This window comes from Anaerobacillus sp. MEB173 (assembly GCF_052119505.1).
Classification (GTDB): domain Bacteria; phylum Bacillota; class Bacilli; order Bacillales; family JBJMAU01; genus JBJMAU01.
Genome location: NZ_JBJMAU010000002.1, coordinates 242900 through 261983, shown reverse-complemented (window position 1 = coordinate 261983; position 19084 = coordinate 242900). Strand labels below are relative to the sequence as shown.

Annotated in this window: 19 protein-coding genes; 18 read left to right on the top strand and 1 reads right to left on the bottom strand. The window is 37.6% G+C overall.

Going from position 1 to position 19084, the window contains the following annotated elements:
- Positions 1-2: 2 nt before the first annotated feature.
- The 6 genes from dnaK to deoC all read left to right on the top strand — a co-directional run bounded on the left by dnaK (position 3) and on the right by deoC (position 7511).
- Positions 3-1826, top strand: coding sequence for a molecular chaperone DnaK (gene dnaK, locus ACJ2A9_RS05765; RefSeq protein ID WP_441420662.1), 1824 nt, complete (start codon positions 3-5; stop codon positions 1824-1826).
- A 425-nt stretch (positions 1827-2251) separates the two neighbouring features.
- Positions 2252-3364 carry a molecular chaperone DnaJ gene (gene dnaJ / locus ACJ2A9_RS05760; protein ID WP_441420661.1) on the top strand — a complete coding sequence of 371 codons (1113 nt, stop codon included), beginning with the start codon at positions 2252-2254 and terminating at the stop codon, positions 3362-3364.
- Positions 3365-3541: 177 nt separating this feature from the next.
- The gene (prmA, locus tag ACJ2A9_RS05755) at positions 3542-4483 is read left to right on the top strand and encodes a 50S ribosomal protein L11 methyltransferase (RefSeq protein ID WP_441420660.1); all 942 of its coding nucleotides are present in this window, start codon (positions 3542-3544) and stop codon (positions 4481-4483) included.
- Between the two features lie 131 nt (positions 4484-4614).
- Positions 4615-5376, top strand: coding sequence for a 16S rRNA (uracil(1498)-N(3))-methyltransferase (locus ACJ2A9_RS05750; RefSeq protein ID WP_441420659.1), 762 nt, complete (start codon positions 4615-4617; stop codon positions 5374-5376).
- Positions 5377-6717, top strand: a complete 1341-nt coding sequence (gene mtaB, locus ACJ2A9_RS05745) for a tRNA (N(6)-L-threonylcarbamoyladenosine(37)-C(2))-methylthiotransferase MtaB (RefSeq protein WP_441420658.1) — start codon at positions 5377-5379, stop codon at positions 6715-6717.
- A 116-nt stretch (positions 6718-6833) separates the two neighbouring features.
- On the top strand, positions 6834-7511 hold the full coding sequence (deoC, locus tag ACJ2A9_RS05740) for a deoxyribose-phosphate aldolase (RefSeq protein ID WP_441420657.1): 678 nt from the start codon (positions 6834-6836) through the stop codon (positions 7509-7511).
- Here deoC and ACJ2A9_RS05735 read toward each other — a convergent pair.
- Positions 7508-8446: a Na/Pi symporter gene (locus tag ACJ2A9_RS05735; protein ID WP_441420656.1), complete on the bottom strand. Its 939-nt coding sequence runs from the start codon at positions 8444-8446 to the stop codon at positions 7508-7510. The genes deoC and ACJ2A9_RS05735 overlap by 4 nt on opposite strands.
- A gap of 295 nt (positions 8447-8741) precedes the next feature.
- On the opposite strand from ACJ2A9_RS05735, the gene ACJ2A9_RS05730 reads away from it, so the two are divergent.
- The 12 genes from ACJ2A9_RS05730 to ACJ2A9_RS05675 all read left to right on the top strand — a co-directional run bounded on the left by ACJ2A9_RS05730 (position 8742) and on the right by ACJ2A9_RS05675 (position 19080).
- Positions 8742-9140 (top strand): acyl-CoA thioesterase, encoded by a 399-nt coding sequence (locus tag ACJ2A9_RS05730; RefSeq protein WP_441420655.1) that lies wholly within the window; start codon positions 8742-8744, stop codon positions 9138-9140.
- Between the two features lie 242 nt (positions 9141-9382).
- Positions 9383-9556 carry a 30S ribosomal protein S21 gene (gene rpsU, locus ACJ2A9_RS05725; RefSeq protein ID WP_071317389.1) on the top strand — a complete coding sequence of 58 codons (174 nt, stop codon included), beginning with the start codon at positions 9383-9385 and terminating at the stop codon, positions 9554-9556.
- A gap of 17 nt (positions 9557-9573) precedes the next feature.
- Positions 9574-10017 carry a GatB/YqeY domain-containing protein gene (locus ACJ2A9_RS05720; protein ID WP_441420654.1) on the top strand — a complete coding sequence of 148 codons (444 nt, stop codon included), beginning with the start codon at positions 9574-9576 and terminating at the stop codon, positions 10015-10017.
- Between the two features lie 176 nt (positions 10018-10193).
- A complete protein-coding gene (locus tag ACJ2A9_RS05715) occupies positions 10194-11537 on the top strand; it encodes an NfeD family protein (RefSeq protein ID WP_441420653.1) in 1344 nt (447 codons plus the stop codon).
- A gap of 27 nt (positions 11538-11564) precedes the next feature.
- Positions 11565-12569 carry a flotillin-like protein FloA gene (gene floA / locus ACJ2A9_RS05710; protein ID WP_441420652.1) on the top strand — a complete coding sequence of 335 codons (1005 nt, stop codon included), beginning with the start codon at positions 11565-11567 and terminating at the stop codon, positions 12567-12569.
- 24 nt (positions 12570-12593) lie between these two features.
- Complete coding sequence (locus tag ACJ2A9_RS05705; RefSeq protein ID WP_441420651.1) at positions 12594-13160, top strand: hypothetical protein; 567 nt, start codon at positions 12594-12596, stop codon at positions 13158-13160.
- Between the two features lie 115 nt (positions 13161-13275).
- Positions 13276-13563 carry a sporulation protein YqfC gene (gene yqfC, locus ACJ2A9_RS05700; protein ID WP_441420650.1) on the top strand — a complete coding sequence of 96 codons (288 nt, stop codon included), beginning with the start codon at positions 13276-13278 and terminating at the stop codon, positions 13561-13563.
- A 160-nt stretch (positions 13564-13723) separates the two neighbouring features.
- Complete coding sequence (gene yqfD, locus ACJ2A9_RS05695) at positions 13724-14911, top strand: sporulation protein YqfD (RefSeq protein ID WP_441420649.1); 1188 nt, start codon at positions 13724-13726, stop codon at positions 14909-14911.
- Between the two features lie 5 nt (positions 14912-14916).
- Positions 14917-15885: a PhoH family protein gene (locus ACJ2A9_RS05690; RefSeq protein ID WP_441420648.1), complete on the top strand. Its 969-nt coding sequence runs from the start codon at positions 14917-14919 to the stop codon at positions 15883-15885.
- A 124-nt stretch (positions 15886-16009) separates the two neighbouring features.
- The gene (locus tag ACJ2A9_RS05685; RefSeq protein WP_441420647.1) at positions 16010-18238 is read left to right on the top strand and encodes an HD family phosphohydrolase; all 2229 of its coding nucleotides are present in this window, start codon (positions 16010-16012) and stop codon (positions 18236-18238) included.
- Positions 18222-18692: an rRNA maturation RNase YbeY gene (gene ybeY, locus ACJ2A9_RS05680; RefSeq protein ID WP_441420646.1), complete on the top strand. Its 471-nt coding sequence runs from the start codon at positions 18222-18224 to the stop codon at positions 18690-18692. The genes ACJ2A9_RS05685 and ybeY overlap by 17 nt, the downstream gene beginning before the upstream one ends.
- Positions 18676-19080, top strand: coding sequence for a diacylglycerol kinase family protein (locus ACJ2A9_RS05675; protein ID WP_441420645.1), 405 nt, complete (start codon positions 18676-18678; stop codon positions 19078-19080). The genes ybeY and ACJ2A9_RS05675 overlap by 17 nt, the downstream gene beginning before the upstream one ends.
- The last annotated feature ends 4 nt before the right edge of the window (positions 19081-19084 follow it).

Genomic DNA, 19084 nt, shown 5'->3' with positions numbered 1-19084 from the left:
TCATGAGTAAAGTAATTGGTATTGACTTAGGTACAACAAACTCTTGTGTTGCAGTTATGGAGGGGGGCGAAGCAGTCGTAATCCCTAATCCTGAAGGAAATCGTACTACTCCGTCTGTTGTTGCTTTTAAAGATGGGGAACGTCTAGTCGGTGAAGTGGCAAAGCGACAATCGATTACAAATCCTAATACTGTTATTTCTATTAAACGTTACATGGGAACGGATCACAAGGAAGTTATCGAAGGAAAAGAATTTACACCACAAGAACTTTCAGCGATTATCTTACAGAAACTAAAGTCTGACGCTGAAGCTTATTTAGGAGAAAAAGTAACAAAAGCAGTCATAACTGTTCCGGCATATTTTAATGACTCACAACGCCAAGCAACAAAAGATGCTGGGAAAATTGCAGGATTGGAAGTAGAAAGAATTGTCAATGAACCAACAGCAGCAGCACTCGCATACGGCTTAGAAAAAGAAGAAGATCAAACAATTCTTGTCTATGACCTTGGTGGTGGAACATTTGATGTATCAATCCTTGAAATGGGCGATGGCTTCTTTGAAGTTAAAGCTACATCAGGAGATAACAAGCTTGGTGGAGATGACTTTGACCAAGTAATCATTGATTATCTAGTTGCAGAATTCAAAAAAGACAACGGTATCGACCTGTCACAAGACAAAATGGCTATGCAACGTCTAAAAGATGCGGCTGAGAAAGCGAAAAAAGATCTTTCAGGTGTAACGCAAACACAGATTTCATTGCCATTTATTACAGCTGATGCATCAGGTCCTAAACACTTGGAATTAGCGATGTCACGTGCTAAATTTGAAGAATTATCTGCAGATCTTGTTGAGCGCACAATGGGACCAACTCGCAGAGCACTATCTGATTCTGGTTTATCCGCAAGCGAAATTGATAAAGTTGTTCTTGTTGGTGGTTCAACTCGTATACCTGCTGTTCAGGAAGCCATTAAGAAATTAACTGGAAAAGAACCTCACAAAGGGGTAAATCCAGATGAAGTAGTTGCTCTTGGTGCAGCTGTTCAAGCTGGGGTATTAACTGGAGACGTTAAGGACGTAGTTTTACTTGACGTAACGCCATTGTCTCTTGGTATCGAAACAATGGGTGGTGTATTTACACGTTTAATTGAGCGTAATACTACAATTCCAACGAGTAAATCACAAGTATTCTCTACAGCAGCAGATAACCAGCCATCTGTTGACATTCATGTTCTACAAGGTGAACGTGAAATGGCAGCGGATAACAAAACGTTAGGACGTTTCCAATTAACAGATATCCCGCCAGCACCACGTGGTATTCCACAAATCGAAGTAACATTTGACATTGACGCTAACGGTATCGTAAATGTTAAGGCGAAAGATTTAGGAACAAATAAAGAACAATCAATTACAATCACATCATCTTCAGGGTTATCTGATGAAGAAATTGAGAAGATGGTAAAAGATGCTGAAGCAAATGCGGAAGCAGATAAAAAGCGCCGTGAAGAAGTTGATCTTCGCAATGAAGCAGACCAGTTAATTTTTACAACTGAAAAGACGCTAAAAGATTTGGCTGAAAATGTTGATGAAGCTGATAAAGCGAAAGCTGAAGAAGCAAAAGGTAAGCTGAAAACTGCATTAGAAGGAACGGATATTGAAGCGATCCGTGCAGCAAAAGATGAACTGCAAGAGGTTGTACAGCAGCTTTCAACAAAATTATACGAGCAAGCAGCAAAAGCAGCACAGGAAGCACAAGGAGAAGCGGGACAGCAGAAAGCAGATGACAATGTAGTAGACGCAGAGTACGAGGAAGTAAAAGACGATAAATAATAAAGAAAAGTGGAAGCGCCTTGCTCAGCCTGCCCACTACTTGTATTACTTCGATGCTGGCATGCGACGAGTAATCGCAGGAGCAGTGACCGTGCTCCTGTGTCTACAAGAGATGCTTCGTAGCGAATTCCTCGTCGCAAAGCTACAAAAAGGAGCTTCACAAGCAGTTGCTTCACTGGAAGTCCGCCAAACGTGTCCTGCCTTTTGAACACGTTTGGTGGACTGAAGTGACCTCGAGCTTTGCTAGGTGCTGGAACTAGACAATGAAAAGTAGAAGCTTTACATTTATCGTAACGAAAAAAAGTCAAAGTCAGGCTTTCTTGACTTTGACTTTTTTTACTAGAAAATGGTGCGTTGTATAATTGCACTTTTCATTCATATAATGGTATGATTATCGTTATGTTAAGGATTCGGGAGTGGATAAAATGAGTAAACGAGACTTTTATGAAGTCCTCGGTGTCAGTAAAGGTGCATCAAGTGATGAAGTAAAAAAAGCATATCGAAAACTTGCACGTCAGTATCATCCAGATGTTAATAAAGCCCCAGACGCTGAGGAAAAATTTAAAGAAGTAAAAGAAGCATATGATACCCTTAGTGACCCTCAGAAAAAAGCCCATTATGATCAATTTGGTCATACTAATCCTAATCAAGGCTTTGGTGGTGGCGGAGCTGATTTTGGTGGCTTTGGTGACATTTTTGATATGTTCTTTGGTGGCGGCGGGGGAAGAAGAAACCCGAATGCGCCTAGACAAGGAGCAGATTTGCAATATACGATGACCATTGATTTTAAAGAGGCCGTTTTTGGAATGGAAACGGATATTGAAATTCCACGTGAGGAAACGTGTGAAACATGTGATGGATCAGGTGCGAAACCGGGTACTTCTCCAGAAACATGTCACCACTGTGGGGGATCAGGTCAACTAAATATTGAGCAAAACACACCATTTGGCAGAATAGTGAACCGCCGAGTATGTAACCACTGTGAAGGTACTGGAAAGCTAGTGAAGGATAAGTGCCGAACATGTGGTGGCAGTGGTAAGGTGAAGAAACGCAAGAAAATTCATGTGAAAGTACCTAAAGGAATTGATCATGGGCAGCAAATCCGTATTTCTGGTCATGGTGAACCTGGTACAAATGGGGGGCCTCCTGGAGATTTATATGTTGTCTTCAATGTAAAACCGCATGAATTTTTTGAGCGTGATGGAGACGATATATACTGTGAAATGCCGGTAACGTTTGCTCAAGCAGCTTTGGGTGATGAGATTGAAGTTCCTACTTTAGATGGGAAGATTAAGCTGAAAATCCCTGCTGGCACCCAAACAGGAACAAACTTTAGATTGCGTGGTAAAGGTGTTGCAAATGTAAGGGGTATGGGCCAAGGGGATCAACATGTACAAGTGATTGTTGTTACTCCAAAGAATTTAACAGAAAAGCAAAAAGACTTATTGCGGGAATTCGCTGAAATTAGTGGGGATCAAGTACAAGATGAACAAAATGAAAACTTTTTTGCGAAAGTAAAGCGAGCATTTAAAGGATAATGTAAGTTAATATATAGTGTATAAATTAAATTTTATCGTGCTGACGAATTCGTTTCGTCAGCCTTTGCTACGTTTAGAAAGGTATAATGTAGTGAAAAAACGTGTAGTACTGTAGCTAAAGGAATTTGTCAGCGAAAAAATATGTCAGGAAATAGAAAGAAATGGAGTTGTTATGTTATGAAATGGTCTGAGCTAAGCATTCATACAACACAAGAGGCAGTTGAGCCGATTTCAAATATTTTTCATGAGGCTGGGGCAAGCGGTGTAGTCATTGAGGATCCATTCGATTTATTTAAAGAAAGGGAATCAAAGTACGGTGAAATCTACCAGCTCTCGCCAGATGATTATCCTAAGGAAGGTGTAATTGTTAAGGCGTATCTTCCTGTAACGAGCTGTCTTGGTGAAACGGTTGATGCAATTAAAGAGGCGATCAATGGGCTGTTAATATACGACATCGATTTAGGCCATAATGATATTTCACTAACTGAAGTAAATGAGGAAGAATGGGCTACCGCATGGAAAAAGTATTATAAGCCTGTAAAAGTATCGCAGAAAATTACAATTACACCAACATGGGAAGAATACGAGCCTATTAGTACGGATGAATGCATTATCGAGTTAGATCCTGGCATGGCCTTTGGTACAGGTACTCACCCGACGACCATTTTATGTATACAAGCTCTTGAAAAAAAGGTGAACGAAGATGATTTCATCATTGATGTTGGAACAGGTACAGGGATATTAAGTATTGCCGCTGCAAAACTTGGAGCAAAACGAGTAGAAGCTTTAGATCTTGATGAAGTCGCTGTCCAGAGCGCGAAAATTAATGTTAAATTAAACAAAGTTCACGATGTGGTACAAGTTCGTCAAAATAATTTATTAGAAAATATAACTGAACAAGCGGATATCATTGTTGCTAATATTTTAGCAGAAGTCATTGTTCGTTTTATTGAAGATGCACATACCATTCTTAAACCTAATGGTACATTTATTACATCTGGGATTATTCAAGGAAAGAAACAAGAAGTAAAAGAAGCATTACAAGAACACGGTTTTCAGATCGAAGAAACCCTACAAATGGATGACTGGGTAGCGTTTATAGCAAAGAAAAATAGTTAAGAGTTTAAAGTTTAGAGTTTAGAGTTTAGAGTTAGTGTTTGTATTTGTATTTCAAAGAAGACAACACTGATTTCACTCAAACAACTCTAAACTCTAAATTCTAAATTCTAAACTAATAAGTTGGTGTTTTTATGCAACGATATTTTGTTACTAAAGAGAACATGACGGATTCAAGTGTTTTGATTACTGGTGAGGATGTTAATCACATTGCACGTGTAATGCGAATGCAAGTCGGTGATGAAATTATTTGCAGTGATAATGAACGTCGTACAGCTATCTGCCAAATTATTAGCATTGACAGTGATTCAGTTTCTGCTAAAGTTATGAAGTGGGAATCTAACAATAGCGAGTTGCCAATTGCTGTTACAATTGCTCAGGGAATGCCTAAAGGTGATAAGTTGGAGTACGTTGTTCAAAAAGGAACAGAGCTTGGTGCCGTTCAGTTTATCCCGTTTGCAGCAGCAAGATCAATTGTGAAATGGGACCAAAAAAAAGCTGTTAAAAAGATAGAGCGTATTCAAAAAATTGCTAAGGAAGCAGCTGAACAATCCCATCGCGAACGTATTCCTTTTATAACAGTACCAATGGATGTCCAGCAATTGTTAGATAAAAGTCAAAGCTTTGATGTAAAAATAGTCGCATATGAGGAGCAAGCAAAAGCTGGGGAGATGCAACAGCTAGCAAAAGCTTTCGCAAAATTAAACAGAGGTTCATCACTCCTTGTTGTCATTGGTCCTGAAGGCGGCCTGACAGAAGATGAGGTTAAAACGTTAGAAGAGCATGGTTTTCTATCTTGTAGTTTTGGACCTAGAATTTTACGAACGGAAACAGCAGCTTTATATGTACTTTCAGCATTGTCATATCAATTTGAGTTAATGAATGAGGTGAATTAAATGCCGTCTGTAGCATTTCATACATTAGGATGTAAAGTGAACCATTATGAAACAGAAGCCATTTGGCAACTGTTTGAAAAAGAAGGTTATGAGAAGAAAGAATTTGAAAGTAGTGCTGACGTATATGTCATCAATACATGCACGGTTACGAATACAGGTGATAAAAAAAGCCGTCAAATTATTCGTCGTGCAGTTCGAAAAAACCCCGATGCTGTAATTTGTGTAACGGGATGTTATGCGCAAACATCTCCTGCTGAAGTTATGGGAATTGAAGGTGTTGATATCGTTGTTGGCACACAAAGCCGTAGTAAGCTACTTGAATATATCGAGGATTTCAAGAAAGAGCGTGAACCAATTAATGGTGTAGGCAACATTATGAAGGCAAGAGTCTATGAAGAATTAGATGTTCCTTCATTTACAGATCGAACTAGAGCTTCATTGAAAATTCAAGAAGGTTGCAATAACTTCTGTACGTTCTGTATTATACCATGGGCCCGAGGCTTAATGAGATCACGTGAACCGCAAGAGGTTATTAAACAGGCTAACCAATTAGTTCAGGCAGGCTACAAGGAAATTGTCCTTACTGGAATCCATACAGGTGGATACGGTGAGGATATGAAGGATTATAGTTTAGCTAAACTATTACTAGAACTAGAAAAAGTAGAAGGCCTGAAACGAATTCGAATTTCTTCAATTGAAGCAAGTCAAATTACAGATGAAGTTATCGCCGTTATTAATCAGTCAACAAAGGTAGTCCGTCATCTGCATATCCCGCTTCAATCAGGTTCGGATACTGTATTGAAGCGTATGCGTCGTAAATATACGATGGATTTCTTTGCGGAACGACTTGAAAGATTGAAAGAAGCACTACCTGGCTTAGCAGTGACATCCGATGTGATTGTCGGTTTTCCTGGAGAGACAGAAGAGGAGTTTATGGAGACGTATAATTTTATCGCACGACATAAATTCTCTGAATTACATGTATTTCCTTATTCGAAACGTACAGGTACGCCTGCTGCCCGGATGGAAGAACAAGTAGATGAAGTGGTAAAGAATAACCGTGTACACCGTCTAATTGAACTTTCTAATCAATTGGCTAAAGAATATGCGTCTAACTTCGAAGGACAAATACTAGAGGTTATTCCAGAAGAACATGATAAGGACAATCCAGGTAGTGGCTTCTATGTCGGCTATTCAGATAATTATTTAAAAGTTAAGTTTCCTGCAAATGACGATTTAATCGGTCAATTAGTAAAGGTGAAAGTTACAAAAGCAGGTTACCCATATAATGAAGGTGAATTTGTAGCTGTTGTTACTGAGGAAAATAAAGTGATCGTATAAAGAGTTGAAAGTGAAAAAACACTGTTTTCTTCTGAAAACAGTGTTTTTTATTAATGATTGAAAGGTGATTAGGTATACTAATATTGTAAAAGTCTGTATATGAGAGGATGTAAGTTATGAATAATGAAAAATTGGCTCGTATGATTGATCATACATTATTAAAAGCGGAAGCTACAAAAGAACAAATTATTACTTTAGCCAAGGAGGCTAAGGAATATTCTTTTGCATCTGTTTGTGTCAATCCAGCATGGGTTGAGGCAGCATATGATGTGTTAAAAGAGGCACCAGACGTGAAGGTATGTACAGTAATAGGCTTTCCACTTGGAGCAACAACATCTGAAGTCAAGGCATTTGAAACAGAAGATGCAATAAAAAAAGGTGCAACAGAAGTTGATATGGTTATTAATATTGGAGCTTTAAAAGATAAAAACGATGAACTTGTTGAAAATGATATTCGTGCTGTTGTTAATGCTGCAAAAGGTAAAGCGTTAACAAAGGTCATTATCGAAACGTCACTATTAACTGATGAAGAAAAAGAAAGAGCTTGCCGGCTTGCTGTTCAGGCAGGAGCAGATTATGTAAAAACATCGACCGGCTTTTCCACAGGTGGAGCTACAATTGAAGATATTCAATTAATGCGCAAAGTAGTTGGTCCTGATATTGGTGTTAAAGCATCAGGTGGAGTACGTGATCTACAAACAACATTAGCGATGATCGATGCAGGTGCCACTCGAATTGGTGCAAGTAGTGGTGTTGCCATTGTAAAGGGTGAAAAGTCAGAATCAACATATTAGAGTGTACGAGGATTACCATGAAGCTTAATGACAAATCTCGAGAACAGCCCAACAACAGGTAGGACAACGAGAGATGAAATGATATTAAAGATTGTGCCTGCATGAGCTAACTGTAAATTCGGTATAGATGTAAGCATTGTAGAAATATAACTTAGCCATTCTATAAGCGGTAAAAATAATAAGACACCAAGTATATTGAGCCAAATGTGAGCAAAGGCAACTAATTTAGCAGAAGGATTAGCTCCAATACTTGCCAGAAAGGCTGTAAAACATGTTCCTATATTTGCTCCTAGAATAATGGCTATCCCTGCTGGGAGTGTTAAGATATGTTGACTCATAAACCCCATCGCAATAGCGGTTGTTGCAGTACTTGACTGGATGATCGCTGATAGAATGGTTCCAACACCGATCCCGAGTAATTGGCTATCATTCGTTAACTCGAAAAAAGAGTGTGCAAACGGAATGGAGGCAAGTGGATAGGCAAGTTTTTCCAGCCCTTGCATCGCAATGAAAATTGTACCAAGTCCAAATGAAATACAGCCTAGACAATAACTTATTTGATGGTTTGTATTGAGTAAAATGACACCGATGATTAAGAGTGGAATGATCGTGTATGTTAAGTCAAAGGCAATGATTTCAGCCGTAACACTTGTTCCAATATTCGTACCTAGAATAATCCCTATTGATTGTTTAAATGTCATATAACCAGCAGCGACAAGTCCTACTGTCATGACCATTACAGCAGAACTGCTCTGCAGTATAGCTGTGACAACTGTTCCCACTAGCAATCCTTTTAATGGAGTATTAGTTAGGGATAAGAGAATGTTTTTCAATTTATCTTGTGATAGATTTTGTAATCCAGTTCTCATCACAGTCATACCAAATAAAAACATGGCTATAAAAACAGCAAAAAGAGAAAACAACTCTTGTACCATGCAATCACCTCACTAATCATTGTATGGACAAGAGTTGTTTTCATGACTTCTTTTTTTGCTATAAATTTCTTACTGAAATAATCAGGAATTAATTAGTAAGAGGATTGTGTTATCGTTTGATGTTTGATTTGGGGCGCATTCGTGTGAAATCAAACATCAAACGATAACACAGCTGTTCACTAAAAAAATTAAATGAAAATAAAGGGAAATTTAATCAATAGTCAGAATATTACATATTATGAAAGATTAACATTATAATGTTAACGTAATATTTTAAGTCAAAGAGGGTGTCAAGATGAAGAATGAAGTAACAATCACGACAAGAATGTGTGAGACTGATGCACTTGGTCATATAAATAATGTCAGTTATTTTACATACCTTGAGCAAGCACGAGTAGAATTTTTTAAAGGGCTAGGAGCCAAAATGGATACAAATGATTTTAAATTTATTTTAGCCTCAACAAAATATGATTTTATAAATCAGGCGTACTTTGATCAAAAATTGAAAATTACCACGACAGTTACTAGAGTTGGTACAAAAAGCTTCGGGTTAGAACATGATATTGTGGATTTTCAAACTGAGCAGTTAATCGGGAAAGGAGAAGAGACAATCGTTGTTTTTAACTTTGAGAAGCAAAAAAGTGAAAATATTGATCAACGCCTACGATCAAAATTAAATAATTATATTGTTTAGTTTAGGCAGGCAGACGTAGATTTCCTCAATTTACAAGTGAGGAAATAGTATAAGAAATTGAAAATAAGTTGACCAAGAAATTTGGTTATATTATAATCTTAAAAGACATGTTTTTTTATACTTTGAATAGAATTTATTTTATTGTTTAAAAGTATGAGTAAACGAAGGCTTTATTGAATTGCCAAGTTTATTTACATGTTGTATTGTGTCTATTGTGTTGTTTCGGAGGGAGGGAAATAAAGATGGCAGAAACTCGCGTTCGCAAAAATGAATCAATTGATGCTGCTCTTCGTCGCTTTAAGAAGTCAATTTCTAGAGAAGGAACTTTGGCTGAAGTGAAAAAGCGTAAACACTATGAGAAGCCTAGTGTTAAACGTAAGAAAAAATCTGAGGCAGCTAGGAAGCGTAAGTTCTAAAGAGAGGGTGTTTTGAAGTGAATCTTCTTGATCGTTTAAATGTCGATATGAAGGAAGCGATGAAGAAAAAAGAAAAGCAAAAGCTCTCTGTAATTCGCATGGTAAAATCGTCATTGCAAAATGAAGCGATTAAACTAGGTCAAGAACTTACAGATGAAGATGCGCTTACTGTTCTAAATCGCGAACTTAAACAACGTAAAGATTCCCTCCATGAATTTGAAAAAGCTAACCGTGAGGATTTAGCTGCTAAAGTACGTGATGAAATTACAATTTTAGAAATATATATGCCTGAGCAGTTATCAGAAGAAGAAGTTTCTGAAATTGTGAAAGCGACAATTTCTGAAGTTGGAGCCTCTTCTAAAGCAGATATGGGGAAAGTAATGGGTGCTATTATGCCAAAAGTTAAAGGTAAAGCTGATGGTGGACTCATTAATCGTCTCGTACAACAACATTTATCATAAGAAAATGAAACGCCTTGTTTATACAAGGCGTTTTTTATTTTTTATTTTAAAGCATGATTATAAAAAAGATGAATATTTCTTAACAAATTATTAAAAAAAGTGAAACCTCGATATACTATATACGTATATGTAAATATTGATGCAAGAGAAGAGGTATGAAAGGGGGGAGAAGATGGATGGTCACATCTAAACAAAAGGTAAGGCTCTTGTTTTATGGAGCTCTTTTATGTGTTGCTTTCCTTTTGTTATTATTTCAACAATCAGTAGAAGGTAAAGACAAGGGCAAGTTAGTCTTTTATATTCCTGTGGAACAGGCTGTGGAGCGTGGTCTTGAAGCATTTATGGAACGTTCAATTAATACGGCGCTTGAAGAAAATGCTGATCACATTGTTTTAGAGATTAATACACCAGGTGGAGCGGTTGTTGCTGCAGGAAATATTGCCGGTATTCTTCGAAATACGGATGTACCGATTACTGCCTTTGTAACAAAAGAAGCGATCTCAGCGGGTGCATACATTGCTTTAAATGCTGATCAAATTGTTATGACCCCAGGCTCAACAATGGGGTCAGCAGCTGTTATTGATGGTTCAGGGAATGCTGCTGAGGAGAAGGCACAATCATACTGGCTAGCTGAAATGGAAGCTTCAGCAGAACTTAATGATAGAGATCCGATCTATGCGAGGGCTATGGCTGATAATTCAGTTGATTTACCTGAGTACAGGGCTGGAAAAGGAGCATTGTTAACATTAACCGCAAACGATGCCATTGAAGTAGGCTATGCTGAGGCAATTGCCAGTAATCGTACCGAGCTCCTACAATTTTTAGGATTAGAAGGTGCAATTGAGAAAGAAATGGAAATATCGTTTGCAGAGCAAATCGCACGCTTTGTTACTCACCCCGTTATTATACCTATTTTGCTTTCAATAGGAAGTCTGGGACTGGTATTAGAGCTATATTCACCAGGTTTTGGTGTTCCAGGTATTATGGGGCTTACCGCTCTGTTTCTATTCTTTTTTGGGCATCTTGTTGCAGGTTTTGCTGGTTTGGAAGTAGTAATCCTCTTTGTTGCTGGTATTGTATTGATTGTTATTGAAATATTCTTTCCTGGGTTTGGAATTTTCGGCATTTTAGGAATAGGCGCAATTATAACTAGTATGATATTAGCCGCTCATTCAACAGTTAACATTGTTATTTCTATTTTAATTGCGATTGTAATAACTGCTGCAGTATCTGTTTTCATCTTTAAATATTTTGGTTACCGAGGTCCACTCAAGAAAATGATATTAACGGATTCAACTAAATCTGAATTAGGGTATGTATCGAATGTTACCCGGAAAGAATTAATTGGCCAAGTTGGTGAGTCGTTAACTCCACTTCGACCAGCTGGTGCGGCAGTTTTTTCAGGGGAACGTTTGGATGTTGTTTCAGAAGGCGGGTACATTAGCCAGGGAAAGAAAATCGAAATTATCGCAACATCAGGTGCGAGAATTGTAGTAAGAGAAGTAAAGGGAAATGAATGACAATAAAAGTTTTTAGGAGGATGAAGAATGACACTTGATCTTGGTTTATTAGTTATACTGGCACTAATTATTATTGGGCTCGCAGTATTATTTTCGTTCGTTCCAGTTATGCTATGGATTTCCGCATTGGCTGCTGGGGTAAGAGTAGGTATTTTTCAACTTGTAGGGATGCGACTACGTCGAGTTATTCCTGCACGCGTTGTTAATCCGTTAATTAAGGCAGTTAAAGCTGGTCTTGACTTAAGTACAAATCAATTAGAAGGACACTATTTAGCGGGTGGTAATGTCGACCGTGTTGTAAATGCCTTGATTGCTGCACAACGTGCAAATATTGAGTTAAGCTTTGAGCGTGCGGCTGCGATTGATTTAGCAGGTCGTGATGTACTTGAAGCGGTACAAATGAGTGTAAACCCGAAAGTTATTGAGACACCGTTTATTGCCGGGGTGGCGATGGATGGAATTGAAGTAAAAGCGAAAGCGCGGATTACAGTTCGTGCAAATATTGATCGTCTAGTCGGTGGTGCGGGTGAAGATACGGTCATTGCCCGTGTTGGTGAAGGGATTGTATCAACTATCGGTTCAGCTGAAAATCATAAAAAGGTTCTAGAAAATCCTGACTTAATTTCACAAACAGTCCTCTCAAAAGGACTAGACGCGGGTACAGCATTTGAAATTCTTTCCATTGATATTGCCGATATTGATATTGGGAAAAACATCGGTGCGGAGCTTCAGACTGACCAAGCCGAAGCTGATAAGAAGATCGCCCAAGCAAAAGCCGAAGAACGCCGTGCAATGGCTGTAGCGAAAGAGCAAGAAATGAAAGCCAAAGTTGAAGAAATGCGTGCGAAGGTTGTTGAAGCTGAGGCGGAGGTGCCGCTTGCAATGTCAGAAGCATTGCGTTCAGGGAACCTTGGTGTAATGGACTACATTAATATGCAAAATATTAATGCGGATACAGATATGAGAGAATCCATTGGAAAAGCAACGAAAGATGATGATGAAAGTACTCCAAATTCTGGTGGTCACAAATAAAATTGAGAGGAGTTCGTGACGCTTATGTTCGATAACCTCTTTCAATTCATTATGCAAAATTTGTTCTTCTTTCTCTTAGTTATAGGAGGGATTATTAGTTTTTTTCAACGCCTTGGTGGTGAAGAAGAGAAAAAGAAACAACAAAGACAGCAAGGACGGCCACAAAGGCAACAACGTCCTCAAGGGCAGCAAAGACAACCGGGAAGAGAACCAAAAATTGATTGGGACGAAATTTTTCGCCAAGAAAAGAACAATCCTAATCAGTCTAGACCTACACAGCAAAATAGACCCATTTCCCGTACCGAAGAGACAATAGCTCCTATTGATGAAAGAAGAAATGAATTATACGAACGAATTGAAGCAGCAAAAAGGGAAAAGGAAAAAGCAAATGAGAGGCTTGAAAGAGCCGTTGACTCCCCTATTTTTAAAAATGACATTACAAAGTCGGGTTCAAAATTAGATTTAAATTTTAAAAAAGTCTCAGCTGAACAAGCGATGAAGGGTGTCATTTGGGCAGAAATTCTAAACAAACCAAAGGCAAGAAGAACATATTCAAATCAAAATCAATATGGAAAACGAATGAGAGGGTAAGCATATGCTTAGCCTCTTTTTTTTGATTTGCATGTATTTTAAAAATAATTTTTGTTGTTTAGTGATAGTCGTATGGCTACATTCATAAAGATGAGATATAAGGGGGGTAGGTAGGATGGGTAAATTAAATCACTGGATGAGAAAATGGATGACACAAAAAATGGAACTGCCTGCAGACGTGATGATGGACTTACCTCGAATCACGATGATCGGACAATTACATATTTATATAGAAAATCACCGTGGTGTTTTGCAATTTTCAAATCAGGAACTACGCCTCCTGTTAAAACAAGGACAGCTGTTAATTAAAGGAGAGGACTTCGTTATAAAAACGATATTGCCCGAAGAACTATTGTTAGAAGGAAAAATTGAACAAGTACTCTACTTAGATAAAAATAAATAAAAAAATTTAGAATTTAGAATGTAGAATTTAGAATGATTTCAGGTCATCCTAAGCTGAATTAACTTCTATGAAACATTACACCAACTCTAAACTCTAAACTCTAAACTCTAAACTCTAAACTCTAAACTCTAAACTCTAAACTGTTTCGGGGGAGATTGGTATGAAAAATTTATGGGCGACTACATTTGTAGGTTACGTAAGAATGAAAATCGAAGGCAGTTATGCAGAATTGTTTTTGAACCGCTGTATTGAACATGAACTTTCAATATGGCATATTAAAAGAATTAGTGATAAGCATATCATTTGTTATATTTCTTTAGATGATGCCAAGAAAGTACGGCCGCTTCTTAGAGAAACAAATTGTAAAGTTTCTTTTATTGAACGAAGAGGCTTTCCATTTTTCATACGAAGATTGTTGTTGAGGATAGGCTTTGTTGGCGGGGTTGTTGCCTTTATTGCTATTTTATTTATTTTATCAAATATGGTCTGGGGAATAAAAATTGACGGTGCAAATCCGAAAGTAGAATACGAATTAGAACAAATCGTTTCCGAAATGGGGATAAAGAGAGGGAAATTTCATTTTTTGTTGCCTAGTGTAGAAGATATTCAACGTGAGGTAACCAATCGATTAGAAGATGCTACGTGGGTTGGTGTAACGCTAAACGGGACTACCTTTCACTTTCAGGTTGTAGAACAAAAACTCCCAGAGAAGCAAGAGTTATTAAGTCCAAGACATCTTGTTGCCAAGAAAAAAGCAATTATTCACGAAATTTTTGTCGAGCATGGGCAAACTCAAGTGAGTGTAAATGATTTTGTAAATAAGGGTGATTTGCTTGTCTCAGGATTTATAGGAAAAGAGGGGAAAACCGAAATTGTTCCAGCAAAAGCAAAGGTGCTTGGCGAAATTTGGTACAAGTCTACTGTGGATATTCCTTTTGTTAACGATTTTTCAACATTTACCGGGAATACTAAGACAAGGTATTATTTAAATATATTCAACATTAATATACCAATTTGGGGATTTGGAAAGATAGAGTTTGAAGAATATGAAATAAACCAGGATATCCGTTCATTACAGTTCCTAAAGTGGTCATTACCACTTGCATTTGAAAAACGGAAGTGGTTAGAAAATGAAATCGTAACTCGTGAATATAGTAAGGATGAAGCGGTTAAAATTGGGAAAGAAATGGCTAAAAAGGAACTAATTAAGAATCTGGAGGAAGATTCATCGATTCATTCGGAAAAAGTTTTGCACGAGGAAGTTGAGAATGGTAAAGTTAAATTAATAATTCACTATAAAGTGATTGAAGATATAACTGAGGAACAACCAATTATTCAAGGAGACTGATGCTATTGTCAGAGCATATGGAAACAATTCAGTTACAGTTTAATCATGCAAATGAGGTTCAGGCATTATTTGGACCAGGAGATGCTCATTTAAAACGAATTGAGGAAAAGCTCGATGTAAAGATTGTTACTCGAGGTGAATCATTATTAGTAACAGGTAATCAAGATGAAATCAAAATTGTTCATGACGTTCTGCATGTTTTGATTGGATTAATTCGAAAAGGAATAAGTATCTCTGAGAGGGACATCATTTATGCTATGCAATTAGCAGAGCGAGAAATGCTTGATGAACTAGAAGAACTATATCAAGAGAAAATTGCAGTAAATGTAAAAGGAAAGCCAATATTAGTGAAGACGTTAGGGCAACGTCACTATGTTTCAGCCATTCAACGCAGGGATATTGTCTTTGGTATTGGACCTGCAGGAACCGGGAAAACATATTTAGCGGTCGTTATGGCTGTGACCGCCTTAAAGGATGGAGCGGTCAAGAGAATCATTTTAACTCGTCCTGCAGTAGAGGCAGGAGAAAGTCTTGGTTTTCTCCCTGGTGATTTAAAGGAAAAAGTAGATCCTTATTTACGCCCTCTATACGATGCCCTGCACGATGTTTTGGGTGTTGAACAGACAAACCGTTTAATGGAAAGAGGAACAATAGAAGTTGCACCACTGGCTTATATGAGAGGTCGAACGTTAGACGACTCATTTGTTATTCTCGATGAAGCTCAAAATACGACATCTGAGCAAATCAAAATGTTCCTGACAAGGTTAGGTTTTGGTTCAAAAATGGTTGTAAATGGCGACTTAACACAAATTGATTTGCCAAAAGGGAAAAAGTCAGGATTAAAAGTGGCGTTAGAAGTACTAGAAAAAGTTCCGGGGTTGGAATTTATTCATCTGCAGCAAGCCGATGTTGTTCGCCATACTTTAGTACAACGAATTATTCAGGCTTATGACAAGGTGGAAGAGAAAAGTTAGAATAATTATGTTGGTGTAAAGCCTTGACCAAGACCCTCATTCTATTGTGTTTGAGGGTCTTATGTCATAAAAGAAATGATTAATGATACAATTGATACTTAGAAAAGATAAGAGGTGAGCAATCTTGAGCAGAAGGTCTCCCATCGATCAAATGAAATGGTGGAAAAGCATGAGAGATCACCGTTATATACGATTCTTTTTGTTTTTTTTATTAGGGATTTTCCTGTATATATCGATGATTAGTAATGTGATTCCAGAGAGATTTGATGTCACTGTCGGATCGATAGTAGAGGAAGATATAAGATCTCCTATCACAATAGAGAATAAGCAGGAAACTGAGGAAAAGAAGAAAATTGCTGCTGAGTCTGTAGAAGCTGAATATACGCCAAGGAAGGAATACGCACAAAATCAAGTTGAGAGAATAAATGATCTTTTTGCCCTTGTATCTCAAATTAATCAAGAAGCTGACCAAAAGGAAGAAGAATCAAAACAACCAGTACAGCTTGATGAAAATGGAGAGCAGACCGGATTACGAAACAATGATCCAATTACCATCACAATTGAAGAGCGGGTTGAACAATTGAAACAGTCTCTTCCGTTTAGGACAAGTTCTGACTTATCAGACGAAACGTTACGAACATTGCTTGAGGCAAATGAGCAAGAGTTAATTATTGCACATGAATCAACAACGAATGCAGTATTTGATGTCATGAGTAAACAGATTAAGATTGATGATTTAGAAGGTGCGAGGCAATCTGTTGAAGAGAGAATTGTTGTTTCAGCGGTAAACTCTGATTTATATGATGCAATGGTTGAGTTAGCTAGGTTTACGATTACACCGAATTATATTTATGATGACCAGGAAACAGAGCGGATGCGCCAGGCAGCAATTGAGGCGGTAGAACCGGTCATTATTCGAGAAGGGCAAATTCTTGCTCAAGAAGGGGAAGTCATAAACCGCGATGTCTATGATCAATTGCGTCTGGTTGGTTTACTGGATGAGCATAGTAATGTCTACCCTTATATAGGATTGGCTATTCTTGTTGGATTATTAATCACAATGGTTGTCTATTATGTTAGTGAAACACAGACCTCCATTCGAACAAATAATACACATTTATTAATGTATATTGCGATATTCTTTGTGACAATTTCTTTGATGAAGATCTCTAGTCTGCTATATGTACTGGATTATCAGGCGATTACCCTTGTTGTTCCTGTTGCTGTAGGAACGATGTTGATAACGATGTTAATTAGTCCTAGGGTTGCACTGTTTTCAAGTATGATATTTGCTGTATGCGGCAGTATTATTTTCAACAGTGAATCCTCTGGTGTGATTAACTTTACACACGGAATTTATATCTTATTCAGTTCAGTTGCGGGTGTATTTTTCCTTGGAAAATCAAATCGTATGTCAAGGATATTAAGGGCGGGCTTATTTGTTGCGGTTATTAATGTCGCTATCATCATTTCATTGCTAATGTTGAAAAATGGGCAATACAGTATGGTAGAAATCGGTTCAAATATTGGATTTGCGTTTTTATCTGGATTCTTTGCAGCTGTTCTCACATTAGGATTAATGCCATTCTTTGAGGCTGGTTTCGGGATTTTATCAACGATGAAACTAATTGAATTGTCAAGTCCCAATCACCCATTGCTTAGGAAAATATTGACTGAAACACCTGGAACATACCATCATAGTGTGATTGTTGGAAATTTAGCAGAAGCTGCTTGTGAATCAATTGGGGCAAATGGATTATTAGCGAGAGTCGGTGCTTATTATCATGATTTAGGAAAAACAAAGCGTCCGCATTTCTTTATTGAGAATCAAATGAAGATGGACAATCCTCATGATAAAATTTCGCCACAATTAAGTAAAACAATTATTATTTCCCATCCATATGATGGTGCTGAAATGTTACGCGAACACAAGATGCCTAAAGAAATTATTGATATTGCTGAACAGCATCATGGAACAACTCTTCTAAAATATTTTTATCACAAGGCAAACGAAAGCTCTGAAACAACGATCCCGGAGTCACAATTTCGATACCCTGGTCCTAAGGCACAAACAAAAGTGGCTGCGATTGTAGGGATTGCAGATTGTGTAGAAGCGGCAGTCCGATCCATGGCAAAGCCAACCCCCGACAAAATTGAAAACCTCGTCAGGAACATCATTGCTGATCGATTAAAGGATGGACAATTTAATGAATGTGATATTACATTAAAGGAACTAGATACAGTTGCCAAGTCAATGTGTGAAACTTTAAAAGGGACTTTTCATTCTCGTATAGAGTATCCAGAAGACATAAAAATTAAAGAAAAGGTGAGTAAACATGCGATTAAAGGTTGATTTTCATGATCAGACTGAGACATTGACACCTGAACAAATAGTGCTAATTGAAAATTTACTAAATAAAGCTGCAGAAATAGAAGGAATAGAAGAAGGTTCAGAGGTTTCGGTGTCATTTGTAAATAATGATGAAATTCAAGAAATTAACCGTGAATACCGAAATATTGATAAGCCAACAGATGTTATTTCTTTTGCTCTAAATGAACAAGATGAAGATGAATTAGCGGTTATTGGTGAAGGGATTCCAAACTTATTAGGTGATATTATTATTTCCATTCCTAAAACAATTGAACAGGCTGACTCATATGGACATTCTTTTGAACGTGAACTAGGATTTTTGGCTGTTCATGGCATTCTCCATCTTCTTGGTTATGATCATATGACAGAAGAAGATGAGAAGATCATGTTTTCTAGACAAGAAGAAATATTGGCTGCCTATGGACTTAAAAGATAAACATACGAGCAATTGGAGACGGTTTGTTAAAAGTTTTGCTTATGCCTGGGCTGGCTTAGGAAATGTAATTAAATACGAGCAAAATATGCGTATTCACCTTGTTATAAGTGTGATTGTGATCTTTTTATCTTTTATATTGGCAATTCCTACCACACATCAAATTTTATTATTGATTGTCATTGGTGTGGTTCTTTCACTTGAGATTATGAATACAGCAATTGAACGAGTTGTAGACCTTGTAACAGCAGAATATCATCCATTGGCAAAGGTGGCTAAGGATGTTTCTGCCGGTGCAGTACTCTTATTTAGTATGATTGCTATGATTGTTGGTTTGTACATTTTTTATGGACCGTTTATTCACTGGATTAAGAGTATTTTGTTCTTATAATTGA